At 40.8% G+C, this 23,977-nt stretch carries 30 protein-coding genes and 1 riboswitch; of the genes, 26 read left to right on the forward strand and 4 right to left on the reverse strand.

The features are described from left to right. Positions 1-57 precede the first annotated feature (57 nt). Positions 58-156: riboswitch (SAM riboswitch) on the reverse strand. A 235-nt stretch (positions 157-391) separates the two neighbouring features. After that, complete coding sequence (locus tag ACWICE_RS14555) at positions 392-1,081, reverse strand: response regulator transcription factor (RefSeq protein ID WP_093100433.1); 690 nt, start codon at positions 1,079-1,081, stop codon at positions 392-394. A gap of 18 nt (positions 1,082-1,099) precedes the next feature. Further along, on the reverse strand, positions 1,100-2,971 hold the full coding sequence (locus ACWICE_RS14560) for a sensor histidine kinase (protein WP_454298664.1): 1,872 nt from the start codon (positions 2,969-2,971) through the stop codon (positions 1,100-1,102). A 126-nt stretch (positions 2,972-3,097) separates the two neighbouring features. Here ACWICE_RS14560 and ACWICE_RS14565 point away from each other — a divergent pair, with 126 nt between their 5' ends. Continuing rightward, positions 3,098-3,484 (forward strand): hypothetical protein, encoded by a 387-nt coding sequence (locus ACWICE_RS14565; protein ID WP_185213299.1) that lies wholly within the window; start codon positions 3,098-3,100, stop codon positions 3,482-3,484. Positions 3,485-3,547: 63 nt separating this feature from the next. Here the strand turns inward: ACWICE_RS14565 and pyk are convergent, their stop codons facing one another. Together pyk and ACWICE_RS14575 are read right to left on the reverse strand one after the other, a co-directional pair. Beyond that, positions 3,548-4,981, reverse strand: a complete 1,434-nt coding sequence (gene pyk, locus ACWICE_RS14570) for a pyruvate kinase (RefSeq protein ID WP_185213300.1) — start codon at positions 4,979-4,981, stop codon at positions 3,548-3,550. Positions 4,982-5,092: 111 nt separating this feature from the next. Continuing rightward, positions 5,093-5,593 (reverse strand): IPExxxVDY family protein, encoded by a 501-nt coding sequence (locus tag ACWICE_RS14575; RefSeq protein WP_185217648.1) that lies wholly within the window; start codon positions 5,591-5,593, stop codon positions 5,093-5,095. Between the two features lie 266 nt (positions 5,594-5,859). Between ACWICE_RS14575 and ACWICE_RS14580 the strand changes: the two genes are divergently transcribed. The 25 genes from ACWICE_RS14580 to rplF all read left to right on the forward strand — a co-directional run bounded on the left by ACWICE_RS14580 (position 5,860) and on the right by rplF (position 23,973). Continuing rightward, a complete protein-coding gene (locus ACWICE_RS14580) occupies positions 5,860-6,096 on the forward strand; it encodes an acyl carrier protein (RefSeq protein WP_079643602.1) in 237 nt (78 codons plus the stop codon). Positions 6,097-6,123: 27 nt separating this feature from the next. Continuing rightward, a complete protein-coding gene (fabF, locus tag ACWICE_RS14585; RefSeq protein WP_185213302.1) occupies positions 6,124-7,377 on the forward strand; it encodes a beta-ketoacyl-ACP synthase II in 1,254 nt (417 codons plus the stop codon). Between the two features lie 80 nt (positions 7,378-7,457). Further along, positions 7,458-8,195, forward strand: a complete 738-nt coding sequence (gene rnc, locus ACWICE_RS14590; RefSeq protein WP_185213303.1) for a ribonuclease III — start codon at positions 7,458-7,460, stop codon at positions 8,193-8,195. Positions 8,196-8,381: 186 nt separating this feature from the next. Continuing rightward, entirely contained in the window at positions 8,382-9,761 is a 1,380-nt protein-coding gene (hisS, locus tag ACWICE_RS14595) for a histidine--tRNA ligase (RefSeq protein WP_454291654.1), read from the forward strand. Between the two features lie 277 nt (positions 9,762-10,038). Beyond that, positions 10,039-11,034 carry a pyruvate dehydrogenase (acetyl-transferring) E1 component subunit alpha gene (gene pdhA, locus ACWICE_RS14600; protein ID WP_093100421.1) on the forward strand — a complete coding sequence of 332 codons (996 nt, stop codon included), beginning with the start codon at positions 10,039-10,041 and terminating at the stop codon, positions 11,032-11,034. A 42-nt stretch (positions 11,035-11,076) separates the two neighbouring features. Further along, a complete protein-coding gene (locus tag ACWICE_RS14605) occupies positions 11,077-12,735 on the forward strand; it encodes a pyruvate dehydrogenase complex dihydrolipoamide acetyltransferase (RefSeq protein ID WP_185213305.1) in 1,659 nt (552 codons plus the stop codon). Between the two features lie 310 nt (positions 12,736-13,045). Beyond that, on the forward strand, positions 13,046-14,224 hold the full coding sequence (locus tag ACWICE_RS14610; RefSeq protein WP_374671120.1) for a serine hydrolase domain-containing protein: 1,179 nt from the start codon (positions 13,046-13,048) through the stop codon (positions 14,222-14,224). Between the two features lie 19 nt (positions 14,225-14,243). Then, positions 14,244-14,603, forward strand: coding sequence for a CoA-binding protein (locus ACWICE_RS14615; RefSeq protein ID WP_185217651.1), 360 nt, complete (start codon positions 14,244-14,246; stop codon positions 14,601-14,603). A gap of 379 nt (positions 14,604-14,982) precedes the next feature. Continuing rightward, positions 14,983-16,215 (forward strand): glycoside hydrolase family 88 protein, encoded by a 1,233-nt coding sequence (locus tag ACWICE_RS14620; RefSeq protein ID WP_313261647.1) that lies wholly within the window; start codon positions 14,983-14,985, stop codon positions 16,213-16,215. Positions 16,216-16,389: 174 nt separating this feature from the next. After that, positions 16,390-17,007 (forward strand): 50S ribosomal protein L3, encoded by a 618-nt coding sequence (gene rplC / locus ACWICE_RS14625; protein ID WP_093100415.1) that lies wholly within the window; start codon positions 16,390-16,392, stop codon positions 17,005-17,007. A gap of 5 nt (positions 17,008-17,012) precedes the next feature. Then, on the forward strand, positions 17,013-17,642 hold the full coding sequence (gene rplD / locus ACWICE_RS14630; protein WP_093100413.1) for a 50S ribosomal protein L4: 630 nt from the start codon (positions 17,013-17,015) through the stop codon (positions 17,640-17,642). A gap of 1 nt (position 17,643) precedes the next feature. Then, positions 17,644-17,934, forward strand: a complete 291-nt coding sequence (gene rplW, locus ACWICE_RS14635) for a 50S ribosomal protein L23 (protein ID WP_093100412.1) — start codon at positions 17,644-17,646, stop codon at positions 17,932-17,934. 6 nt (positions 17,935-17,940) lie between these two features. Beyond that, entirely contained in the window at positions 17,941-18,765 is an 825-nt protein-coding gene (gene rplB, locus ACWICE_RS14640; RefSeq protein ID WP_093100410.1) for a 50S ribosomal protein L2, read from the forward strand. Further along, positions 18,765-19,031, forward strand: coding sequence for a 30S ribosomal protein S19 (gene rpsS, locus ACWICE_RS14645; RefSeq protein WP_002997495.1), 267 nt, complete (start codon positions 18,765-18,767; stop codon positions 19,029-19,031). The genes rplB and rpsS overlap by 1 nt, the downstream gene beginning before the upstream one ends. 6 nt (positions 19,032-19,037) lie before the next feature. After that, positions 19,038-19,469, forward strand: coding sequence for a 50S ribosomal protein L22 (gene rplV / locus ACWICE_RS14650; protein ID WP_093100409.1), 432 nt, complete (start codon positions 19,038-19,040; stop codon positions 19,467-19,469). An 11-nt stretch (positions 19,470-19,480) separates the two neighbouring features. Continuing rightward, a complete protein-coding gene (rpsC, locus tag ACWICE_RS14655; RefSeq protein ID WP_094257904.1) occupies positions 19,481-20,263 on the forward strand; it encodes a 30S ribosomal protein S3 in 783 nt (260 codons plus the stop codon). 51 nt (positions 20,264-20,314) lie between these two features. Then, on the forward strand, positions 20,315-20,737 hold the full coding sequence (gene rplP / locus ACWICE_RS14660) for a 50S ribosomal protein L16 (protein ID WP_094257903.1): 423 nt from the start codon (positions 20,315-20,317) through the stop codon (positions 20,735-20,737). Positions 20,738-20,828: 91 nt separating this feature from the next. Further along, positions 20,829-21,047, forward strand: coding sequence for a 50S ribosomal protein L29 (gene rpmC / locus ACWICE_RS14665; protein ID WP_185213308.1), 219 nt, complete (start codon positions 20,829-20,831; stop codon positions 21,045-21,047). A 13-nt stretch (positions 21,048-21,060) separates the two neighbouring features. After that, positions 21,061-21,315 carry a 30S ribosomal protein S17 gene (rpsQ, locus tag ACWICE_RS14670; RefSeq protein WP_013665010.1) on the forward strand — a complete coding sequence of 85 codons (255 nt, stop codon included), beginning with the start codon at positions 21,061-21,063 and terminating at the stop codon, positions 21,313-21,315. Beyond that, on the forward strand, positions 21,315-21,683 hold the full coding sequence (gene rplN / locus ACWICE_RS14675) for a 50S ribosomal protein L14 (protein WP_002997484.1): 369 nt from the start codon (positions 21,315-21,317) through the stop codon (positions 21,681-21,683). Before rpsQ ends, rplN begins: the two co-directional genes overlap by 1 nt. A gap of 2 nt (positions 21,684-21,685) precedes the next feature. Beyond that, on the forward strand, positions 21,686-22,030 hold the full coding sequence (gene rplX / locus ACWICE_RS14680) for a 50S ribosomal protein L24 (RefSeq protein ID WP_214648470.1): 345 nt from the start codon (positions 21,686-21,688) through the stop codon (positions 22,028-22,030). Next, entirely contained in the window at positions 22,030-22,599 is a 570-nt protein-coding gene (rplE, locus tag ACWICE_RS14685; RefSeq protein ID WP_185213309.1) for a 50S ribosomal protein L5, read from the forward strand. The genes rplX and rplE overlap by 1 nt, the downstream gene beginning before the upstream one ends. Continuing rightward, positions 22,592-22,861: a 30S ribosomal protein S14 gene (gene rpsN, locus ACWICE_RS14690; RefSeq protein ID WP_093100399.1), complete on the forward strand. Its 270-nt coding sequence runs from the start codon at positions 22,592-22,594 to the stop codon at positions 22,859-22,861. The genes rplE and rpsN overlap by 8 nt, the downstream gene beginning before the upstream one ends. Positions 22,862-23,001: 140 nt before the next feature. Beyond that, positions 23,002-23,400 carry a 30S ribosomal protein S8 gene (gene rpsH, locus ACWICE_RS14695; protein WP_093100397.1) on the forward strand — a complete coding sequence of 133 codons (399 nt, stop codon included), beginning with the start codon at positions 23,002-23,004 and terminating at the stop codon, positions 23,398-23,400. Positions 23,401-23,418: 18 nt separating this feature from the next. Beyond that, a complete protein-coding gene (gene rplF, locus ACWICE_RS14700) occupies positions 23,419-23,973 on the forward strand; it encodes a 50S ribosomal protein L6 (RefSeq protein WP_185213310.1) in 555 nt (184 codons plus the stop codon). Positions 23,974-23,977 lie beyond the last annotated feature (4 nt).

Below are 23,977 nucleotides of genomic sequence, written 5' to 3' on the forward strand. Positions count from 1 at the left end.
AAATAAATTCCAATAAGTCTTTTTGCTAAGAGAAGGCTACCTAGGATTCCTGTAACCAGCTTATCTTTCCCAATCGGGGTAGAATGTAGCACCTTGTCAAGAGACAGGTTGCTAAGGCTTCATCGGGTCTAGTCCCTCTGCCTTTCTCTATAAGCGTCGGCTAAGATATGGATAAGATTTTTATTTTCCAAGGAAAATCTTTAGACTATCAGACAAAAGACACAAGACAATAGAAAAGCTGAGGTCCTTAAACAACCATAAGAAAGGGGAATAGTGTAAACTATTCCCCTTTCTTATGGTAATAATATTTTTATCTTTAGGACATGAAATTGGACAGATATTTATCCCATATTTTCTGTCTACTGTCTTATGTCTATTGTCTCAAGTCTTTTTAGCTAACCAACAATTTATATCCTTTACCATGCACATTGACGATTTCCACGTTTGGATCTTCTTTGAGGTATTTCCTCAGTTTACTCAGGAATACGTCCATGCTTCGGCCGGTAAAGTAATTGTCGTCATGCCATATTTTGATCAGGGCTTCTTCGCGGGTCAGGACATCATTTTTCTTTAAGCAAAGCAAACGAAGCAACTCGGCCTCCTTGGTAGACAGTTTCTGCTGTTGACCTTTGTAGGAGATAATCTGACTGGTGTAATCGAAGAAATAATCGCCGATCTCAAACTTGTCTGATACTTCTTCTTCTTTGTCCTTGGAAGCTCTCTTTAATAGCGCATTTATTCTCAATAAAAGTTCTTCAACACGGAAAGGCTTGGTGATATAGTCGTCACCACCTAGTTCGAAGGCCTGGGTTTTGTCCTCCATCATGCCTTTTGCAGTAGCATAGATGATAGGGACCGTCTGATTGATCTTGCGGATATCCTTTCCAAGGGAGAAGCCATCTTTTTTGGGCATCATGACATCCAGGATGCAAAGGTCGAATTCTTCCTTTCGGAAGGCATCCATTCCTTCTTGACCATCTGTACAGAGCACAACGTCAAATTTTCCTTTTAATTCAAGATAATCCTTCAGTAATTCGCCCAAATTAGGATCATCTTCTGCTAATAATATCTTTTGATTCATACTTTTCTCTTTCTTATGTTATGCTACTTCCTTGGATGCGTCCTTTAAAGGAAGAGTTACTTCAAATTGTGTGCCTTTATCTTTTTCGCTTTTTACGGAGATTTTTCCGTTCAGTCTTTTGATGATATCGTTAACATAGCTTAGCCCTAGACCGAAGCCTTTCACGTTGTGGATATTTCCCGTAGGTATGCGATAGAACTGGTCAAATATCTTTTCTTGTTGGTCCTTGGTCATTCCCATTCCCTTGTCTGCAACTGATATTACGATACTGTTCCCTCTATTAAAAGTCTTAAAAGTGATTTCTGGTTTTTCTTGAGAGTATTTAATTGCATTGTCGACCAGGTTGAACATCACATTGGAAAGGTGAAGTTCATCGCCCACCACTAAATCATTGCCTGCTGAAATGTCAATATTCAAGGTGCCTTCTGCCTTGTCCATCTGTAGTCGCATGCTCTCCAAGACTGCGTTGGCCAAGGAGTTGATGTGCACATTGGTGCGCTCGATCTTTAGGTTTTCTTTCTCCAGACGGGCAATGTTCAGGACGCGTTCGATATGCGAGCCTAAACGGACATTCTCATCGTAGATAATGTTTGCCAATTTGTTGACACGCTTGCCATCGGCGGAAATCTCAGGGTCACGTAAGGATTCACTGGCGATCATGATGGTGGCTACCGGCGTCTTGAACTCGTGGGTCATGTTGTTGATGAAGTCGGTTTTCATCTCCGACATCTTCTTCTGTTTGAAGATGATGCTCAAGGTATAGGCAAAACATCCGATCAACAGCGCCAATAAGGCTAGGATGGTCGGAAATAGCCAATAGCCCATGGTCTCGGCAATAATTCCGCCCTTGTTAGGGAAATGTATGCTAAGCTCGCCAGGAGCATTGCCACGGTCTCCTTGGAATAGTCTAGCGGTATAGATCAAAGGATTATTGACTTCCTTGAGTTGCTCGTTGTTGAATTGATAGACTCCTTGGAAAACGGGCATTTTATTGAAATCCTTGATCTCCATGACGAAGGAGGATTTTATTCCTCTTTCACGGAGTTCGTGGATCAATAGATTGACGGTTTTCTTCCCGTTGATACGTTCGGCCAAAGGTCTTTTGGATAATTCCATACCCATGGCTACATCGGCGATTACAGAGCTTTTCTTGCCTCCTAACATGGCAATGGTGTCATATAGTGTTGCAGCCTCTGATAATCGCTGTCCTCTCAGGTTATTGAGCTTAATCTCGAGTTCCTCGATCTTTGACAGGGTCTTGGAATCATAACGCGGAGGTAGGGTCCTGATCTGGTAAGCAATCGCTTCGGTGGAAGGTGGGTTGAATACGGGGATCAGGTATCGGGTGCTATCGTCCTTCTGCGCAACCCTAGGGACGACCTTGATGGCCTCCACATTGGTGAACTCTCCAATGGTATTGTCGGAGGTTAGGCCCTGTTCCAAGGTGATTCGCACAAGGTGCTTGTATTCTTTTCTATTTAGGTACGTTTCGTAGAAATCATTGCTGATGGGTACCGCCGGGAACTGTTGGTTCAGTTCTCTTTCTAGGAAGTTGAACCTGGTGGTATGGGCAAAAGCCCTTCTCTGCAAGGTTTTGATGCTGTCCTGGTATTGCACCTGCAAGGCAAGGATCTTCTCGTTCTTTTGGATGCGTTCCTGGTCAATCCTGAACTTCTCTTGGTTAAGTCGTTCTTGTTCCCTTGCGAAATCATAGATTTCCTGACGCTCGATCTTATTGGCCACGGCCGAAAGGGATGCCTTGACTTCCTCATCAAAAAGTTTGGACTCCTTGATGAAGGATTCCCGCACAAAATAATACTGCATTGCCATTACGCCGATCAGCGCGATGGACATAAGCCAAATAATCAATGCAATACTTCTTTTTTTCATTTGTTACAAAAGTAATAAGGGAAAACAGCTAATTTTCTCATTTAACACAATTTAACAGCAAGTTTTTAGCTTTTTTAGCAGAATAGGATTTCTTTTGTTATAGAATAATGACTTAAGATACTGATTATGAAAAATTTCATCTTGATTTCCTTCTTATTCCTGATTTGGGCAATTCCTTCTTCTGCTCAAAATAATCAAAATATTCAAAAAAAGAAACCATTAGATTTTAAGGTTGACCTTAATCCCAAGGATAGTTTAAAGCAGTTCAAGATCCCCTTGTTGGATTCCATGAATAAATCAGTAGAGATTCCCAATGCCTATAAGGGCAATAGACAGGGCTTTATGGTTACTCCACATGATGTGCTGAAGGAGCATGATGATACTGTAATCTTGGAGAAAAAACTGTCAGGTGAGGGGTCGGTGAAAATGCCGGGAACAAAGAAGCTGGACGAGCATTCTAGGATTGTCAAACAGGATTCAGCGACCGTCAAGTCGCCAATAATCAAGAGATAGCTTGAAAATAGACGATACAAAAAAAGAGCCTCATTGAGGCTCTTTTTTTGTATCGTTTTGTAATTATTTTACTTCAGAAACACGGATGGTGTTCGTTCTGCCTTTCTCATGAAGAGGGGTAGAAGAAGTGTTGATTACGATCTGGCCAGGTTCTACCAAGTGACGTTCTCTCAATAAGTAGTTTACATCTTGGATAGTACCATCAGTAGATTCATATTTTTCGTAAATGAATGCTTTCACACCCCAGCATAAGCTAAGCGTACGCAACAAGGATTTGTTACCTGTGAAGACATAGATGTCAGCATCAGGACGGTAGCTGGAGATTTCCATGGCAGTATAGCCAGAAGAAGTCATGACAGCGATTGCAGAAGCATGGGTTTTCTCTGCCAAGAAGATCGATGAGCTACATATTGCATCTGGAATACGCGTTACAGGAACAGTACCTAACTGCTCTTTTTCGCTGTAGTACGGATATGAAGTCGCTTCAACATGGGTGATCACTTTCGCCATAGTCTCGATTACGATCTCTGGGAATTCACCAACTGAAGTTTCACCACTCAACATCACAGCATCAGCACCATCGATTACAGAGTTAGCAACGTCATTCACCTCCGCACGTGTTGGGCGAGGGGTAGTGATCATACTTTCCAACATCTGTGTTGCAATGATAACCGGTTTTGAAAGGTTACGACATTTTTGAGCAATGATTTTTTGAAGTCCTGGTACTTCTTCCATTGGAAGTTCAACACCTAGGTCACCACGAGCAACCATGATCGCATCCGTAGCTTCGATAATGCTGTCGATATTGTCAATAGCCTCAGGTTTTTCGATCTTAGCGATCACCTTAGCATGTGAACCTTTTTTCTTGATGATTTCCTTACATTGTTTGATGTCTTCAGCTGAACGCACGAAAGACATGGCAATCCAGTCAGCACCGTGGTCAAGCGCGAAGTTCAAGTTGTCTAGATCCTCTTCTGTTAATGAAGGGATAGAAACTTTTGTATTAGGAAGGTTTACACCTTTTCTAGAAGTCAGGATTCCCCCGTGAACAACCTCACAAGTTACTGTGTCCAAGTGGTTTGTTGAAAGAACGCGCAATTGCAGTTTACCGTCATCCAATAGGATGATTTCTTCTTCTTTTACGTCGTTAGGGAAGTTGTCATAAGTGATGTAGATTTTCTTTTCGTCACCGATAAGTTCGTGCGTAGTCATTTCTACCGTGCTTCCATTGACAAGGATAGCACCACCTTCTTTCATTTTTCCGATACGGATTTTAGGACCTTGAAGATCGGCTAAAATACCTACGTTGAAAGGGTGTTCTTGGTTGATTTCGTTGATTGTGTTGATTACCTTTAAGTGATCTTCCTGAGAACCGTGTGAGAAGTTAAGGCGACATACGTCTACCCCTTTTGCAATCATACGGGTTAAAACATCTTTTTTTGAAGAAGCCGGACCTAGTGTGGCAACAATTTTGGTCCGCTTTTTTAGTTTATCCATTTAAATTAAATTTTAAATTTATATTCTCTATTAAGTCATTTCCTGCTTTATTCTCCCCTTAAAGCAGATGATTAGGTTTATGTGTATAAGATACACTATCTTAATAATCCGCTAAAATATCAGATTTTCTTTAGATTTCAATATTGTTGGGTCTATTTCTTTTACTAAAAGAACTTCCGGAATAGACTTAATGTTTTCTAAAAGAGCATCTAAATCCTCCTCGTCGATAAAATGTTTGATCATCAGGAAGTAATCAAAGCTACTAATTTCAGGTATTAACGCGGCACCTTCGACCGATCGGTTGCTCAGCAAATAGAATTCAAATTCGAAAGATTGGTTATGGTACCTGAAGATGTTGTAGTGATTTTTTACGACGGGTTTGTTTTTCTTGGATTCAAAAAGAATGTGGTAATCCAGTTCGTCCTTGGGTTTTTCCTTGTTGTGGCCATTATGGTCCGTGTAATCTTCCTTCCCGTAGACCAGCTGGAGTCCGGTATGCTTGTTGATAAAGTGGCAAAGTCGATAATCTCTCAAAACCGAACTGATCCCAATTAGGACAAAATCGAGTTCCAGGTCAAAGTCAGTTTCGAGTTTAAAGGTTATTTTGCTCAAGTCAATTTGTTTTGATGATTTACAAAATTACGTTTTTACTGCATTTAAGTTTGAAGGTTAAGTAAAAATATCATTAAATATGCATTAAGTTTGTAAAACTTTATTTGTTTTAGTATTATTGGATTAAGGTTAATTAATAAGGTGTTAAAAACTTTATTTAAGATGACTTTGTTCTTTATTTAGTTTCAAAAGTCAAAAAGATTTGATTTTTGGGAATATTTATTTTTTCTTTGCACAGATTTATTAAACAATTAAACTAGAAAATCATGTCAGATATCGCATCAAGAGTAAAAGCAATTATCGTAGAAAAGTTAGGTGTAGACGAAAATGAAGTGACACCAGAGGCTTCTTTCACGAATGATTTAGGTGCAGACTCACTTGATACAGTTGAGTTGATCATGGAATTCGAGAAAGAATTCAACGTTGCAATTCCTGATGACCAAGCTGAAAACATCAGTACTGTAGGACAAGCAATCGCTTACTTAGAAAAAAACGTTAACTAACTAATTTTATTAGGCCAAACATCATAAATGGAGCTTAAGAGAGTAGTTGTAACAGGATTAGGCGCACTTACACCTATTGGTAATTCCGTTTCAGAATACTGGGATGGATTAATAAACGGTGTAAGTGGAGCCGCTCCTATCACGCACTTTGATGCGTCAAAATTCAAAACACAGTTTGCCTGCGAAGTCAAAGGTTTTGATCCGCACGTCTATATGGACCGTAAAGAAGCCCGTAAGATGGATCCCTTTGTCCAATATGCTATTGCATCTACCGATGAAGCAGTAAAAGACGCAGGTCTAGATTTCGATAAATTAGACAGGACGCGAATTGGTGTAATTTGGGGCTCTGGAATTGGTGGATTAACAACTTTCACTGAGGAAGTTGCACAGTATTCCAAAGGGGATGGAACGCCTAGGTTCAATCCTTTCTTTATTCCCAAAATGCTTATCGATTTAGCTCCTGGCCATATTTCTATGCGCCATGGATTGCAAGGTCCAAACTTCTCATCAGTTTCTGCTTGTGCCTCGGCTACCAATGCAATGATCGATGCCTTCACTTACATCCGTTCGGGAAGGTCTGACATTATTATCACCGGTGGTTCCGAAGCGACTATCAATGAAGCTGGTATCGGAGGTTTCAATGCGATGCACGCGCTTTCTACCAGGAACGATGATCCTAAGACAGCATCTCGACCATTCGATAAAGATCGTGATGGATTTGTGTCTGGCGAAGGTTCCGGAGCAATTGTGTTGGAAAGCCTAGAGCATGCATTAGCGCGTGGAGCGAAAATTTACGCTGAGGTTGTAGGTGGTGGAATGAGTGCAGATGCATACCATATCACTGCTTCTCACCCGGAAGGATTGGGAGCTAAATTAGCCATGACAATGGCAATCAAGGACGCTGGAATGGATTTCTCGGATATTGATTACATCAATGTCCATGGAACATCAACTCCGGTGGGAGATGTTAGTGAAACCAAAGCTATCGTTGACCTATTCGGTGAACATGCTTATAATCTGAATATCAGTTCTACCAAATCCATGACAGGTCACCTTCTAGGTGCTGCAGGTGCGGTTGAAGCTATTGCCTCTATCTTGGCAGTCAAAAATGATATTGTACCTCCAACGATCAATCACTTCACGGATGATCCTGAAATTGACAGCAAACTGAACTTCACGTTCAACACAGCACAAAAAAGAGTTGTAAATGCTGCCTTGAGTAATACCTTCGGTTTCGGAGGCCATAATGCAACAATTATTGTGAAAAAGTATAATGGTTAAAATGTATTCATTTTCACCATGCTAAACATTTAAATAGGTAGTTGCATTTTTCAACTACCTATTTGTTATTTATAGTTACCATGCCTATCACACAGGTCTATAATCTATATCTGTCTCCAAATCGAAATTACGTTCGAAAACTAAAGAACTTGCTTGGTTTCGTACCTGGCAATGTACGCCTGTACCAAATGGCCTTCAGACATAAGTCTGTAGCGGTCATGATCAAGGATGGCGTCAAGAACAGTAACGAGCGTTTGGAATTTCTAGGCGATGCGGTTTTAGGATCGGTGGTAGCTGAATTGCTCTTCAAGCTCTATCCATACAAGGATGAGGGGTTCTTGACCGAGATGCGCTCAAAGATCGTATCCAGGGCAAACCTGAACCAACTTTCCCGTAAGTTAGGTTTTAACGAGATGATTGAATTCGATGCCCGAATGATCAGTTATCCAAACAAGCAAGGATCTCTTCTCGGAGATGCCTTTGAAGCCTTGGTAGGTGCTGTCTATCTCGACAAAGGTTACACCTTTACAAGGGAATTTCTCTTGTCTCGCATTATCAAGCCCCATGTCGATATTCAAACACTGGAAGTGACCGAAACAAACTTCAAAAGCCGCTTGATCGAATGGTGCCAACACAACAACAAAGAAATCAGCTTTATGCAGGTCGATAACCCAGAAGGTGAGTCCAATAAGATGTTTTCTGTGGTAGCTGTCGTTGATGGCGAGGAATGTGGCCTTGGACGTGACTTCAATAAAAAGAGCGCTGAAAAGATCGCTGCAGAACGCGCTTGCGAATATTTGAAGATATTTGAAGAGTAGTATTGAGATATGAGAGGTTAGATTTGAGATATCAAATCTGATAAGCCATCGTTTTCAATCATACTTATTGATTCCATTGTTTTAATGATTTGAGCATCGCAAAGATCTTGATTAGGATGATATCTCCATACTCAAATCTCAAATCTCCCATCCATTATTTCATGTCTAATGTCTATCTTTGCGGCTATGGCATCAATTAAACCATCTTTAGCAAAGGGTACTCGTGATTTTTCGCCCCTTGAAATGGATAAGCGTAATCATATTTTCAATACGTTAAAATCTATTTTCAGGAAATACGGTTATTCCGAGATCCAGACCCCTTCATTCGAGAATTTAAGTACTTTGACAGGTAAGTATGGTGATGAAGGCGACAAATTGATTTTCAAGATCTTGAATTCAGGTGACTACATGAGCAAGGCTCCAGCAGATCTGTTGGAAGCAAAGAACTCGACCAGCTTGATTTCACATATCTCTGAAAAAGCTTTGCGCTATGATCTGACCGTACCGTTTGCCCGTTATGTGGTGATGCATCAAAACGATATTGCACTTCCTTTCAAAAGATTCCAGATCCAACCGGTTTGGCGTGCCGACCGTCCGCAAAGAGGTCGTTACAGAGAATTTTACCAATGTGATGTGGATGTGGTAGGTTCTAGCTCTTTATTGAACGAAGCAGAATTTATCCTGATCTATAATGAAGCCTTGGCGAAACTGGGTCTGAAGGATTTCAACATAAAACTTAACAATAGAAAGATCCTTTCAGGGATTGCCGAAGTGGTAGGAAAACCTGAGCTGATCGTGGATATGACGGTAGCCATTGACAAACTAGACAAGATAGGTTTGGATGGGGTGAACAAAGAATTGCTTGAACGAGGGTTCACGGATGAGGATTTAGCGGTCCTTAAACCGATCATCGAATTGCAAGGTTCCAATGCCGATAAGCTAGCATCCATGAAGTCCGTGCTTTCAAATTCAGAAGTCGGAATGAAAGGGATCGCTGAACTTGAGGAAGTTTTCGAATACCTGAATAAATTTGGACGTGCAGATCTTCTTGAAAAGATCGTCGAAGTGGATATCACCTTGGCCAGAGGGTTGAACTATTACACAGGTTGTATTTTTGAGGTGAAAACCAATGAGGTGCAAATGGGAAGCATCGGAGGCGGTGGCCGCTATGATGACCTTACTGGGATGTTCGGGCTGAAAGACCTAACAGGGGTAGGGGTTTCATTCGGAGCAGACCGTATCTATGATGTCTTGGAAGAATTAAATCTATTCCCTCAGGAAGGTTCTGAAAGAACAAAACTGCTGATCGTTAATTTCGAAGAGTCATTAGAAGGCTATACCTTGCCTTTGCTGTATAGATTGAGAGAAGCAGGTGTTGCCGTGGAACTCTATCCGGCAGCAGTGAAGTTAAAGAAACAAATGAGTTATGCTGATTCCAAGGGAATACCTTATGTCCTTTTGGTAGGAGATGAGGAAGCAGGATCAGGTCAGTTGTCCTTGAAGAACATGGAAAGTGGTGTTCAGGAAAAATTGACCATAGAGGAGTTAATAGAAAAATTGAAATAATGGAAGCGGTCCTAAGAGACCGCTTTTTTTGTGCCTTTTATTTTATCGCTAGAAACTACAGCGACGGATAGTCCATTATGAACCCCATATATTCATTCTTGCCAATGTTTTAGTCTGTTCCATATTGGAGGAGGAGTTGCTGAGCGAGCTGCGGATTGTGGTATTATTTTGACATAATCCGTATAAAACAGTGAAATGTAAACTAAAAATTATCAAAAATCTCGTTAATATTGATTAAATTTGTGGTCAGTTTAGTAAAGAAATTCAATACTTAGAAATGAGTTCAACACCTATAACAAAAGAAACCTACCTAGAGTGGTATGAATCCATGCTGCTCATGCGCAAATTTGAAGAGAAATCTGGACAGCTTTATGGACAGCAAAAGATTCGTGGATTTTGTCACCTATACATTGGTCAAGAAGCCGTAGTAGCGGGTACCATGTCAGTGATCAAACCAGAAGATTCTTTGATTACAGCATATCGTGACCACGCCCATGCCTTGGCAAAGGGAGTGTCTGCAGATGCTTGTATGGCGGAATTGTTTGGTAAAGTTACAGGCTGTTCAAAAGGTAAAGGCGGCTCGATGCACTTCTTCTCCAAAGAACATAAGTTCATGGGAGGGCACGGTATCGTAGGAGGTCAGATTCCTTTAGGTGCAGGTATTGCTTTTGCAGAGAAATATTTAGGAACAGACAATGTAAACATCTGTTATATGGGTGACGGTGCTGTACGTCAAGGTGCTTTCAACGAGACCTTGAATATGGCGATGTTATGGAAATTACCTGTAATTTTCGTTTGTGAAAACAACGGATATGCGATGGGGACTTCTGTAAAACGTACCACAAACATGCAGGATATCTACAAAATGGGTCTTGGATTTGATATGCCAAGTGCACCTGTAGATGGTATGGATGTAGTAGCCGTTCACAACGCTATGGACGAAGCCGTTCAACGTGCTCGTGCAGGTGAAGGCCCAACTTTCTTAGAGATCCGTACTTACCGTTACAAAGGACACTCGATGTCTGACCCAGCGAAATACCGTACCAAGGAAGAGTTGGAAGAATACAAAGAAAGAGATCCAATTATTGCTGTAAAGCATGCTATTGTTGAGAATAAATATGCTGATCAAGCTTGGTTTGATGAAGTAGAAGCAAAAGTGAAGAAAATCGTTGATGAATCAGTGAAATTTGCTGAGGAGTCTCCATACCCAGATGCTTCTGACATCTACAAAGACGTTTATGTACAAGAGGACTATCCTTTTGTCATGGATTAATTAATGATAATTACTTTAACTAAAATAGAACATTCCTAAACGATGGCTGAAGTAGTAAGAATGCCAAAAATGAGCGACACCATGACTGAAGGTGTAATCGCTAAATGGCACAAAAAAGTTGGTGATAAAGTAAACTCAGGAGACCTTATTGCAGAGGTTGAAACTGACAAAGCGACAATGGACTTCGAATCATACCAAGAAGGTACTTTGTTGTATATCGGCCCTAAAGAGGGAGATGCAGTTCCAATTGATTCTGTAATTGCGGTGTTAGGTGAAGAAGGTGAAGATTACGAGTCTCTGATCAAAGGAGATGGTGCTGCTGCTGAGAAGAAAGAAGAGCCAAAAGAAGAATCCAAAAAAGAAACTAAAGAAGATAAAACTGAAGAAGCTGCTCCAGCTGATTCAGGAAGCAATGTAACGGCAGAAGACTTAGGTGTTACTGTTATTACCATGCCTTTATTGAGTGATACCATGACTGAAGGGGTAATCGCTCAATGGAACTTCAAAGTAGGGGATACCATTAAATCAGACGATGCTATTGCGGACGTAGAAACTGATAAAGCGACTATGGAAGTTACGGCTTATGCTGATGGTACCTTGTTATATGTTGGTCTAGAAGCTGGACAAGCTGCGAAAGTAAATGATATCATTGCTATCGTAGGTCCTGCAGGAACCGATGTAACGCCTTTGTTGAACCAAAAATCTTCAGCAGGTACCAAATCTGAATCTAAGAAAGAAGAAGATAAACCAGCTGTTCAAGAAAGCAAGTCTGATGCACCTGTTGCTGCATCCTCTTCATCAAGTGATTCAAGAATCAAAGCTTCTCCTTTAGCTAAGAAAATTGCTAAGGAAAAAGGTATTGACTTGAGCCAAGTGAAAGGTTCTGCAGAAAACGGACGTATCGTAAGAAAAGACGTTGAAAACTTCAAACCTTCTGCAGCACCTGCTGCTTCGGCTTCCGCTGCACCAGCTGCCGAGTCTGAAGCAAAAACAATCAGCTTACCTCAATTTGTTGGCGAAGAGCGTTTCACTGAGAAACCTGTTAACCAAATGCGTAAAACGATTGCTCGCAGATTGTCTGAGTCATTGTTCACTGCTCCACACTTCTACCTGACTATCAGTGTAGATATGGACAATGCAATGGCTGCACGCGCGCAGATCAATGAGGTAGCTCCAGTGAAAGTTTCATTCAACGATATCGTTGTAAAAGCGGTAGCCGTTGCCTTGAAACAACACCCTAACGTGAACTCATCTTGGTTAGGTGATAAGATCCGTTACAACGAGCATACAAACATTGGTGTAGCCATGGCTGTTGAAGATGGTCTATTGGTTCCAGTGGTTCGTTTTGCTGACGGTAAATCACTATCCCATATCTCTGCTGAAGTGAAAGACTTTGCACAAAAAGCAAAAGCTAAAAAACTACAGCCTTCAGATTGGGAAGGATCAACTTTCACTGTTTCTAACTTAGGTATGTTTGGTATCGATGAATTCACATCGATCATCAACTCACCTGATGGCGCTATCCTTTCGGTAGGTGCCATCCAACAGGTTCCAGTTGTGAAAAACGGAGCTGTTGTCCCTGGAAACATCATGAAGTTGACATTAGGTTGTGACCACCGCGTAGTCGATGGTGCTACCGGTGCTCAATTCCTTCAAACTCTAAAAGGACTTATCGAAGCTCCGATCCGTTTATTAGCGTAATCGAAGCATCCATAAAAACACAAAAGCCAGCAGATCTTGCTGGCTTTTGTGTTTATACTGCCCTCCATCATAAAGAACATAACTCCTAAATTGTCTTTCCTTATTTTTTGCCGAATTGCAATAAGTGAAAAGTTGAACCGTTTAGTAATTATCAGGAATTAATATCGATAATGGGGCAATACTTTAATGTAACTATAGTTTTATCAAAAGAAAGCTAATTTTTATTGTAAATTGTCACAATATATAGTAATTTGTCTTGATAATCATTAGAGATTATAAGCATTAAAAGAATCAGATTAGGAGCGTGTCAATAAAAAATTTATTATTCGTATTGGGGTTGGGGACATTTGCGATGTTCTCCTGTTCTTCGCCAGAAGCAAAACAAAAAGAGATAAAAATAGATCAGGCCAAAAAAGATAGTGTAGCACTGATTTATGATTCCACAAAAGCAGATAAGCAGATTGATGCTTTCATGCAAAACCTACACAAGAAATCCGCATTTAACGGGAATGTATTGGTAGCCAAAAAAGGAAAGATTCTTTACCAGAATTCCTTTGGTTGGGCCGATTACCTTTTAAAAGATAGCCTGAACATCAATTCGCAGTTCGAGCTGGCTTCTGCGTCCAAGCCTATCACGGCATTAGGCGTGATGAAGCTGGTGCAGGAAGGAAAGCTGAAGATGGAAAATACCGTCAACGATTTCTATCCTGACTTCCCATATCCTGGGATTACCATTGCCCAACTGCTATCTCATCGTTCGGGATTGCCAAACTATGTTTACTTTTCGGAGGAAGCATGGCCAGACCGCAAGAAACCGATGTCCAATCAGGATGCTATGAGCTTATTGATCGAAAAGCATCCTAACCGCTACGGAGCACCAGATGGCAGGTTCCATTACAATAACTCAAACTTCATGGTCCTTGCATCGATTATTGAAAAAGTAACGGGGAAAGACTTTGCAGTTTATATGAAGGAAAATATCTTCGATCCTGCAGGGATGAAGCATACAGCGGTATATTCTACTGCCGTGTACGAGAAAACTCCTTCCAATGTAATGGGACATGATAAGGTATGGCGTCGTTCGGTAGTGCGAAATTATTTAGATGGTCCGGTCGGCGACAAGGGTATTTACAGTACCGTCCAGGATATGTACCTATTGGACAGGGCAATCAATGAAGGCCGTTTGGTGAACAAGACCACTCTTGATTCGATGTATTTGCCTAGAAGCGATGCAAAACGCAGCCTATTCAGTTATGGTTACGGTTGGCGTACCTTTAGTCCGCCCGAAAATCCTATCGTCTATCATACGGGTTGGTGGCATGGCTTCAAGAGCCTTTATGTGCGCGACCTGAAAAACGATGTGACCATTGTTTTGCTAACAAATATGGCAAATGGCAGTTTGAATCACCTCGATGATTTGTATAAAATCTTAGAAATGCCTATTTTGAGACAAAATGCATATAACTCAAGTGGAGAATTAGTAAATTAAGAAAACCTAACAACAATATATGAAAAAGACCTTGATTTTAGGTGCGAGTACCAACCCGGCAAGATATTCGTATTTGGTTGCCAATAAATTGGCTAGAAAAGGACATCCAATCGTGAATGTTGGACGTAAAACTGGGAAAGTTGCTGGCGTAGAGATCGAACCTGCAGAGGACATTCATACTGACATAGATACGATGACCTTATATGTAGGTCCGCAAAATCAGCCTCAATACTATGATTATATCTTGAAGACCAAGCCGAAGCGTATTATTTTCAATCCAGGTGCAGAAAATGCAGAGCTAGCTGACAAAGCTAGAGCGAATGGCATTGAAGTCGTAGAAGCTTGTACTTTGGTGATGCTGAATACAGGACAATACTAATCCAGAACTTAAAGATTTATTAAGGGGACAATGATTTTTCATTGTCCTTTTTTATTGGATTTTTCCAGGTCATGGTCGGGTCTCATTCGAGGCATGTTCGGGAAATTTTGCAGTTTGCTCCGAATATACCATCGATTTGATTTCACTCATTTTGCGAAAATTCCGAATGTGTCCCGAACAAGGTCCGAATCTAGTCGAGGGTGCTTGATGGATACTGAAATCTTAAATAAGTATAGGCATGGAAACCATGGGAAAGTTTCTTGAATTTAGTTCGATTTGACCCAATATGAAAACGTTGTAGTAAATAATTGCTTTTTTTTGTTTTTATATGAGTATTTTGTTATTCCTAAAGAATAACAATTTATAAAAAACCGTAGATATGAAAGGCCTATTTTCAACATTAGCCGTTTGCTTGATTTCATTGCAGGTTTCAGTCGGGCAGGAGCATGACCTGAAACTGAGTTCCAAATTTATTGATGATCAGCTTAAGGCTTCCGCTGAACAATACCAAAATTTAGTTTCCGTTGTTCCTGAGCATAAATTTCCAAAAACTTTTGAAGCTGGCAAGCAAGAATTCTCCAATTCTGGTTGGTGGTGTTCTGGATTTTACCCCGGCACCTTACTTTACCTTGGAGAAGCTACCTCGGACCCTAAACTCAAACAGGCAGGCCTTGATAAGTTAAAGGATCTCGAAAAAGAACAGTTCAATAAAGGGACCCACGATTTAGGCTTTATGCTTTTCTGTAGTTTTGGAAATGCATTGAGATTGACAGGTGACAGTAGCAAATACCAGCCGATCCTGAAGAATGGAGCCGAATCATTGAGCAGCCGCTTTAACCCGACGACCAAGACCATCCGTTCCTGGGACCATAATGTTTGGAAATTCCCCGTGATCATTGACAATATGATGAACCTAGAGTTCCTGATGCAGATGGCAAAGACCACCGGCAACAAGAAATATTCCGATATAGCGATCACCCATGCGAACACAACCATAAAGAACCATTTCCGTAAGGATAACAGTTCTTACCATGTGATCGATTATGATCCTCAGACTGGATCGGTGCTTGCCAAGCAAACCGCACAGGGTGCGGCTGATGAGTCGGCATGGGCGAGGGGACAGGCTTGGGGTCTGTATGGCTATACGATGATGTACAGGGAAACCAAGGATAAGGCCTATTTAGATCAGGCGAAAAAGATTGCGGACTATATGTTGAAGAGCCCTAACCTTCCGGAAGACCTGGTTCCGTATTGGGATTTTGATAAGGATAAGATTCCTGCAGACGATAAGACCTATTCCAGGAGAAGCTTGAGGGATGCCTCAGCTGCAGCGATCACGGCATCGGCATTGATCGAGCTCTCCCAATATACCAAGGGCAAAGAATCGACAACGTATCTGCGCAAGGCGGAAGGCATGCTTAAAAGTTTGTCTTCAAGCGCTTATTTTGCGAAGAAAGGTACGAATGGGGGCTATTTATTGGAACATAGCGTAGGGGCATTGCCATTGGATTCGGAGGTTGATGTACCCTTGACCTATGCGGACTATTATTATGTAGAAGCCTTGGTTCGGTATCAGCGACTTTTGGATGGAGGCCCTGCCATAAAAATATAAAAAGCAGAAGATTTGGAGCCCCGGAAAAAAACCGGGGCTATTTTTTTTAAAAATAATTGACTAACTGTTTGATAGTTATAAAATTGTTTGTACTTTTGCAGTCCCTAAATGGGGAATTGTGTCTTGAGCGAAGCCCTACTGCTTCGATGGACGTTTAATTAATTAATTTATAACATGTCAGGAATTATTGGTAAAAAAGTAGGAATGACCAGCCTGTTCAATGCTGAAGGGAAGAATATCCCTTGTACAGTAATCGAGGCTGGGCCGTGCGTGGTTACGCAGATACGTACGGAAGAGAAGGATGGTTATTCGGCAGTTCAACTTGGCTTTGATGAAGCTAAGGAAAAGAACACGACGGCTCCTCTAAAAGGACATTTTGCAAAGGCAGGAGTTAGTCCTAAGCGTAAACTAGTTGAATTCAAAACTTTCACAGATGAGAAGCAACTAGGAGACATCGTTGATGTTACTTTATTTGAAGAAGGCGAGTACGTAGATGTAGTCGGTACTTCAAAAGGTAAAGGATTTCAAGGTGTAATGAAGCGTCATGGCTTTGGTGGTGTAGGTGGTGCGACTCACGGTCAGCACAACAGACTACGTGCGCCGGGTTCATTGGGAGCTTCATCTTGGCCTTCAAGAGTATTCAAAGGAATGCGTATGGCGGGTCGTACAGGTGGCGAGAGAGTAAAAGTTCAAAACTTACAGATTTTGAAAGTTTACGCAGAACAAAACCTAATTGTTGTTAGTGGTTCCGTACCAGGAGCTAAGGGTTCATATGTAATCGTAGACAAATAGTAGAGATGGAAGTTAAAGTATTAAATTTATCAGGAAAAGAAACAGGTGCCAAGGTGCAACTTCCTGAGTCAGTATTCGGTGTAAAGCCAAGCGACCATGCGATCTATTTAGATGTGAAACAATACTTAGCGAACCAACGCCAAGGTACACACAAATCAAAACAACGTAATGAGATCGCGGGTTCAACTCGTAAATTACACAAACAAAAAGGAACAGGTGGTGCTCGTGCGGGTTCTATCAAATCTCCATTGTTTAACGGTGGTGGTCGTGTATTCGGTCCTCAACCTCGTGACTATAGCTTCAAATTGAACAAAAAATTAAAGCAATTAGCACGTAAATCTGCATTATCTTACAAAGCACAAGAGAACAATGTTGTGGTATTGGATGAAGTTAACTTCGATTCGATCAAAACTAAGAACTACGTTGCTTTAGTTAATGCGTTAAACCTTGCTGACGAGAAAACCTTATTGGTATTGCCAGCATACAATAACAATGTTTATTTATCAAGCAGAAACTTGAAGAAAGCAAAAGTTATCGTAGCATCAGATTTGAATACATATGATGTATTGAACGCTACGAAATTATTGTTAACTGCTGATTCTGTTAAAACTTTGGAGGAAGCATTCGCTAAATAATATGGAGATTATCAAAAAACCTATTTTAACTGAGAAAGCTTCATTGTTAACGGAAAAATTAAACCGTTACGCTTTCAAAGTAGATCATAGAGCAAACAAGATTCAAATCAAAGCTGCAGTAGAGCAAATGTTTGGTGTTACTGTATTAGCAGTAAACACAGCAGTTGTTGCAGGTAAGGCAAAAAGCCGTTACACTAAAGCAGGATTTGTATCCGGAAGAAGCCCTAAATATAAAAAGGCCATCATTACAGTTAAAGATGGTGAAACTATTGACTTTTACAGTACACTATAATAAGAAATGGCAGTTAAAAGATTCAAACCGGTTACCCCTGGTACTCGCTTCAGAGTAGGTGCTGATTATTCAGACGTTACAACTAACGTACCTGAGAAATCATTAGTAGTTAGCATCAAGAAATCAGGTGGTCGTAATAACTCCGGTAAAATGACTATGCGTTACATCGGTGGGGGACACAAAAAATCATACCGATTAATAGATTTCAAACGCGATAAAAAAGATATCCCTGCAAAAGTTGCTACCATTGAGTACGATCCAAATCGTACTGCACGTATTGCTTTATTGCACTACGCAGATGGAGAGAAACGTTACATCATTGCACCAGCTGGATTAACAGTAGGTCAGACAGTGATTGCAGGCGAATCAGTAGCCCCAGAAGTAGGTAATACTATGCCATTGGCAAACATCCCATTGGGTTCGATCATCCACAACATTGAGTTGAATCCAGGACAAGGTGGTTCCATTGCACGTTCAGCAGGTACATATGCACAATTGTCTGCACGTGATGGTAAGTATGCTATTATCAAATTGCCTTCAGGCGAGACTCGTATGATTTTATTGACATGTGTTGCTACGATCGGTTCGGTATCGAACGCAGAGAAAGCAAACCAAGTATTGGGTAAAGCAGGTCGTAAACGTTGGTTAGGTCGTCGTCCTAGAGTTCGTGGTGTTGCGATGAACCCGGTTGATCACCCTATGGGAGGTGGTGAAGGACGTTCATCAGGAGGTCACCCACGCTCACGCACAGGTGTATTAGCTAAAGGCTACAAAACACGCTACAAGAAGAAAACATCGAATCGTTACATCATTGAGAGAAGGAAAAAATAATGGCTCGTTCAATTAAAAAAGGTCCTTATATCGATCACAACTTAGAAAGAAAAGTTCTTTCTATGAATGAAACAAACAAGAAATCAGTAATCAAAACTTGGTCTCGTAGATCAATGATTTCACCTGATTTTGTTGGTCATACCTTCGCAGTGCACAACGGGAATAAATTCATTCCGGTTTATGTAACAGAAAATATGGTTGGTCACAAGCTTGGTGAATTTGCGCCTACGCGTACTTTCAGAGGCCACGCAGAAAAGAAAAAATAATAGGTAATGGAAGCAACAAAAAAACTCAAAAAGTCTGTTTTAATTAAGCAGCGCAAGGAGCAGGCAAAAGCTCAAGTAGGAGGAGCTTCTACTGCCAAGTTATTGAATTGCCCTACTTCACCTCGTAAGATGCGTCTAGTAGTGGATCTTATCCGTGGACAGAAAGTAGAGAACGCACTTTACATCCTTAAACATTCAGGAAAAGAAGCTTCAATCCGCGTTGAGAAATTATTATTATCAGCGATCAAGAACTGGGAAGCTCACAACGAGGGTTCTTCAGTAGAAGACGGTGGATTGTTTGTTAAGGAAGTATCTGTAGGTGGCGGTCGTCAATTGAAGAGATTACGTCCAGCACCACAAGGTCGTGGCTATAGAATTCGCAAGCGTTCAAACCATGTAACTTTGGTAGTAGACAGTATTAATAACGTTAACAACTAATTATATTAAGAATGGGACAAAAAGCAAATCCAATAGGTAGCAGATTAGGAATCATCAAAGGATGGGATTCTAATTGGTTCGGAGGCAACAACTATTCTGATAAGTTGGTTGAGGACGAAAAAATAAGAAAATATCTTTCTGTACGTATCGCAAAAGGCGGTGTAGCAAAAGTTGTTATTGAGAGAACGTTGAAACGTATCACTGTAACGATCCATACTGCACGTCCAGGAATCGTAATTGGTAAAGGTGGTCAAGAAGTTGATAAGATCAAAGAAGAGTTAAAGAAATTAACTAAGAAAGATGTTCAGATCAACATTTTTGAGATCAAACGCCCAGAATTAGACGCAAAACTAGTTGCAGAAGGCATTGCTAAGCAATTAGAGGCACGTATTTCATTCCGTCGTGCAATGAAGACTGCGATTGCATCTACAATGCGTATGGGAGCAGAAGGTATCAAGGTAATGTGTTCAGGTCGTTTAGGTGGTGCTGAGATGGCACGTACCGAGCAGTACAAAGAAGGAAGAACTCCTCTACACACATTGCGTGCAGATATCGATTATGCATTAGCAGAAGCATTGACAACTTACGGTAAGATTGGCGTAAAAGTTTGGATCTGTAAAGGTGAAGTTTACGGTAAGAGAGATTTATCTCCAAACATTGGTCAAGCATCAGGCGTAAAATCACGTGGTGGCAACGAAGGTGGTGATAACAACAACCGTCGTGACAACCGTGGAGGTCGCGGTGGAAACCGTGGCGGACGCCGTGACAACAACCGTGGAGGTAAAAGAGATTAATTAATAACAAGATTTAGATTATCTGTTCAACAGATTTAAAAAAATACGAACATGTTACAGCCAAAAAGAACGAAGTTCAGAAAGATGCAGAAAGGCCGCATGAAAGGTAATGCCACTCGTGGAGCGGAATTAGCTTTCGGATCTTTCGGTATCAAATCAATGGAACCAGCATGGATCACAAGCCGTCAGATTGAGGCAGCTCGTATTGCGGTAACACGTTATATGAAGCGTGAAGGACAAGTTTGGATCCGCATTTTCCCTGACAAACCTGTTACCAAGAAACCTGCAGAGGTACGTATGGGTAAAGGTAAGGGTGCTCCAGAATATTGGGTAGCCGTAGTGCGCCCAGGCCGTATGTTATTTGAGGCAGAAGGCGTTCCATTGGAAATCGCTAAAGAAGCATTACGCTTAGCTGCACAAAAATTACCGGTTCAAACGAAATTTGTGATACGTAGAGATTACGTTGAAGCATAATAATCGTCGGTAATGTCAAGAGTTCAGCCTTACTGCCGTTACCAGTAAGGCCGCTTAACACTCGAGATAACCCGGCACAACAAATTGAAAAATGAAAAATTCAGAAATCGTAGAATTATCAACTGAGGATTTAACAGCTCGTCTTGCTGAAGAGAAAGCTGCCTTGAACAAATTGAAATTTGCACATGCTGTTTCTGCTATTGAGAATCCAAACGTGATCAAAGCAGCTCGCAAAACTATCGCTCGTATCTCTACCGAGATTTCAAAGCGTACTAATGCAGCAAAATCTGAAACAGCCGCTGAGGCATAAAATTAAAGTCGAAATGGAAAGAAATTTAAGAAAAACAAGAATCGGCTTAGTAGTTAGCAACAAGATGGACAAATCTATCGTAGTGGCTGTTGAACGTAAAGTAAAGCACCCTATTTACGGTAAATTCGTTAAGAAAACTACTAAATTTAAAGCTCATGACGAACAAAATACCTGCGGTATCGGCGATACGGTATTAATTATGGAGACACGTCCGCTGAGTAAAACTAAGAACTGGAGATTAGTAGAAATTTTAGAAAGGGCTAAATAATGGTACAACAGGAATCAAGACTAAATGTAGCTGACAACAGCGGAGCTAAAGAAGTTTTAGTAATCCGTGTGTTAGGCGGTACGCGCAAGCGTTATGCATCTATCGGTGATAAAATTGTTGTTACCGTTAAGAGCGCACTACCTTCAGGAAACGTGAAAAAAGGATCAGTTTCAAAAGCAGTTGTAGTACGTACGAAAAAAGAGATCCGTCGTAAAGATGGTTCTTACATTCGCTTCGATGACAACGCTGCAGTATTGTTAAATAATAACGATGAACCACGCGGAACACGTATCTTCGGCCCAGTTGCCAGAGAATTGCGTGAGAAACAGTTCATGAAAATTGTATCATTAGCACCGGAGGTTTTATAATTATGGCAAAGAAAACAAACAAAACTACTCACAAGATCAAGATCAAAAGTGGAGATTTAGTGAAAGTTATCGCTGGTAACTCTAAAGGTGTTCAAGGTAAAGTATTACAAGTTATTATTGAAACTAACAGAGCGGTTGTTGAAGGCGCTAACATTGTTAAGAAACACACTAAACCTAGCGCAGCTAACCCGAACGGTGGTATCATCGAGAAAGAAGCTGCAATCAACATCTCTAACTTAGCTTTAATCGATCCTAAGACAGGTAATCCTACCCGTGTTGGACGTAAAGTTAATGCAGATGGTAAAATAGTTCGTTACGCAAAAAAATCAGGGGAGGAAATTAAATAATGACTTACGTACCAAGATTAAAAGCGAAATATGCGGAAGATATCCGTACAGCGCTTAAGGAAAAATTCCAGTATAAGAGCGTTATGCAAGTTCCTAAACTGGAGAAAATCGTAGTATCACAAGGTATTGGTGCCGCTACAGCAGACAAGAAATTGATCGACAACTCTATCACAGAATTGACGACGATCACTGGTCAGCAAGCAGTTCCTACGAAATCCAAGAAAGATATCTCGAACTTCAAATTGCGTAAAGGTATGCCAATTGGTGCTCGCGTAACTTTACGTGACAACAATATGTACGAATTCTTAGATCGTTTAATCGCGGTTTCTTTACCACGTATCCGTGACTTCCGTGGAATCAACGATAAAGGATTTGATGGACATGGTAACTACAATTTGGGTATTACTGAGCAGATCATCTTCCCTGAGATCAACATTGACAAGATCAACAAGATCCAAGGTATGGATATCACTTTCGTAACTTCAGCTAAGAACGATATCGAAGCTTTAGAATTATTGAAACAATTCGGTTTACCATTCAAAAACCAAAACACGAATAACAATGGCTAAAGAAGGATTAAAAGCACGCGAAGTAAAGCGTCAGAAATTAGTAGCAAAATTTGCAGAGAAACGTGCGGCTTTAAAAGCAGCAGGTGATTATGCAGCTTTAGATAAATTACCAAAGAATGCGTCACCAGTAAGATTGCACAACCGTTGTAAATTAACTGGACGTCCAAAAGGATATATGCGTCAATTCGGTATCTCCCGTGTAACATTCCGTGAGATGGCCTTAGACGGAAAAATCCCGGGAGTGAAAAAAGCTTCTTGGTAATCAAAAAAATATAATTACTTTTGCCCGGATAAACCACGAACTGTGGTTTATCGGGTTTTTTTTGCAATGCAATATTTTAACCGATAAAAGGTCTGTGGCTTCGGTTAGTCATGGAAACCATTATCACAATTTTATACATAATGAATACAGATCCAATAGCGGATTACCTTACCCGAGTAAGGAATGCCATCAAGGCCAACCACAGGGTTGTTGAAATTCCTGCATCGAACCTTAAAAAAGAAATCACAAAAGTTCTTTTCGACAAAGGTTACATTGCTAACTACAAATTTATTGAAGAAGGTCCTCAAGGTTCCATCAAGATTGCCTTGAAATACCATCCAATTAGCAAAGTACCGGCTATTCGCACATTGACACGTGTGAGTAAACCTGGTTTAAGAAAGTATGCAAGTGTTGACAGCATCCCTCGTGTATTAAACGGTTTAGGAATTGCGATTTTGTCTACTTCGAAAGGAGTAATGTCAGACAAAGAAGCTGCCGTACAAAACGTTGGTGGAGAGGTTTTATGTTACATTTATTAATCTAGGAAAAAGCACAGAATGTCAAGAATTGGAAAAGCGCCTATCGCTATACCTTCTGGTGTAACGGTTACAGTATCAGATAAGAATCTGGTAACTGTTAAAGGCCCTAAAGGTGAATTAACACAACAAGTAGACCGCGACATTACCGTTAAAGAAGAAGATGGTAATATCGTAGTGTCACGTTCAACAGAACAAAAGAAGCACAAAGCATTACATGGATTATACCGCGCCCTATTGAGCAATATGGTTGTAGGTGTAACCGAGGGATACAAAACTACCCAAGAACTAGTTGGTGTTGGTTACCGTGCAGCAAACACAGGTAATACGCTAGAGTTAACTTTAGGTTTCTCTCACCAGATTGTATTCGTATTGCCACAGGAAATTAAAGTAACAACAACTGCTGATAAGGGTAAGAACCCAACTATCACTTTGGAATCTATCGACAAACAATTGATCGGTCAAGTAGCGGCGAAAATCCGTAGCTTCCGTAAGCCAGAGCCATACAAAGGTAAAGGTATCAAGTTTGCAGGTGAAGTATTGAGAAGAAAAGCAGGTAAATCAGCTAAAAAATAATAAC

It is taken from the genome of Sphingobacterium sp. NPDC055346, assembly GCF_053645235.1.

Bases quoted from the DNA above. Each gene is read 5' to 3' on its own strand.
- ACWICE_RS14555 (WP_093100433.1), bottom strand. From the start codon at position 1,081: ATGAATCAAAAGATATTATTAGCAGAAGATGATCCTAATTTGGGCGAA.
- ACWICE_RS14560 (WP_454298664.1), bottom strand. From the start codon at position 2,971: ATGAAAAAAAGAAGTATTGCATTGATTATTTGGCTTATGTCCATCGCG.
- ACWICE_RS14565 (WP_185213299.1), top strand. From the start codon at position 3,098: ATGAAAAATTTCATCTTGATTTCCTTCTTATTCCTGATTTGGGCAATT.
- pyk (WP_185213300.1), bottom strand. From the start codon at position 4,981: ATGGATAAACTAAAAAAGCGGACCAAAATTGTTGCCACACTAGGTCCG.
- ACWICE_RS14580 (WP_079643602.1), top strand. From the start codon at position 5,860: ATGTCAGATATCGCATCAAGAGTAAAAGCAATTATCGTAGAAAAGTTA.
- fabF (WP_185213302.1), top strand. From the start codon at position 6,124: ATGGAGCTTAAGAGAGTAGTTGTAACAGGATTAGGCGCACTTACACCT.
- rnc (WP_185213303.1), top strand. From the start codon at position 7,458: ATGCCTATCACACAGGTCTATAATCTATATCTGTCTCCAAATCGAAAT.
- hisS (WP_454291654.1), top strand. From the start codon at position 8,382: ATGGCATCAATTAAACCATCTTTAGCAAAGGGTACTCGTGATTTTTCG.
- pdhA (WP_093100421.1), top strand. From the start codon at position 10,039: ATGAGTTCAACACCTATAACAAAAGAAACCTACCTAGAGTGGTATGAA.
- ACWICE_RS14605 (WP_185213305.1), top strand. From the start codon at position 11,077: ATGGCTGAAGTAGTAAGAATGCCAAAAATGAGCGACACCATGACTGAA.
- ACWICE_RS14615 (WP_185217651.1), top strand. From the start codon at position 14,244: ATGAAAAAGACCTTGATTTTAGGTGCGAGTACCAACCCGGCAAGATAT.
- ACWICE_RS14620 (WP_313261647.1), top strand. From the start codon at position 14,983: ATGAAAGGCCTATTTTCAACATTAGCCGTTTGCTTGATTTCATTGCAG.
- rplC (WP_093100415.1), top strand. From the start codon at position 16,390: ATGTCAGGAATTATTGGTAAAAAAGTAGGAATGACCAGCCTGTTCAAT.
- rplD (WP_093100413.1), top strand. From the start codon at position 17,013: ATGGAAGTTAAAGTATTAAATTTATCAGGAAAAGAAACAGGTGCCAAG.
- rplW (WP_093100412.1), top strand. From the start codon at position 17,644: ATGGAGATTATCAAAAAACCTATTTTAACTGAGAAAGCTTCATTGTTA.
- rplB (WP_093100410.1), top strand. From the start codon at position 17,941: ATGGCAGTTAAAAGATTCAAACCGGTTACCCCTGGTACTCGCTTCAGA.
- rpsS (WP_002997495.1), top strand. From the start codon at position 18,765: ATGGCTCGTTCAATTAAAAAAGGTCCTTATATCGATCACAACTTAGAA.
- rplV (WP_093100409.1), top strand. From the start codon at position 19,038: ATGGAAGCAACAAAAAAACTCAAAAAGTCTGTTTTAATTAAGCAGCGC.
- rpsC (WP_094257904.1), top strand. From the start codon at position 19,481: ATGGGACAAAAAGCAAATCCAATAGGTAGCAGATTAGGAATCATCAAA.
- rplP (WP_094257903.1), top strand. From the start codon at position 20,315: ATGTTACAGCCAAAAAGAACGAAGTTCAGAAAGATGCAGAAAGGCCGC.
- rpmC (WP_185213308.1), top strand. From the start codon at position 20,829: ATGAAAAATTCAGAAATCGTAGAATTATCAACTGAGGATTTAACAGCT.
- rpsQ (WP_013665010.1), top strand. From the start codon at position 21,061: ATGGAAAGAAATTTAAGAAAAACAAGAATCGGCTTAGTAGTTAGCAAC.
- rplN (WP_002997484.1), top strand. From the start codon at position 21,315: ATGGTACAACAGGAATCAAGACTAAATGTAGCTGACAACAGCGGAGCT.
- rplX (WP_214648470.1), top strand. From the start codon at position 21,686: ATGGCAAAGAAAACAAACAAAACTACTCACAAGATCAAGATCAAAAGT.
- rplE (WP_185213309.1), top strand. From the start codon at position 22,030: ATGACTTACGTACCAAGATTAAAAGCGAAATATGCGGAAGATATCCGT.
- rpsN (WP_093100399.1), top strand. From the start codon at position 22,592: ATGGCTAAAGAAGGATTAAAAGCACGCGAAGTAAAGCGTCAGAAATTA.
- rpsH (WP_093100397.1), top strand. From the start codon at position 23,002: ATGAATACAGATCCAATAGCGGATTACCTTACCCGAGTAAGGAATGCC.
- rplF (WP_185213310.1), top strand. From the start codon at position 23,419: ATGTCAAGAATTGGAAAAGCGCCTATCGCTATACCTTCTGGTGTAACG.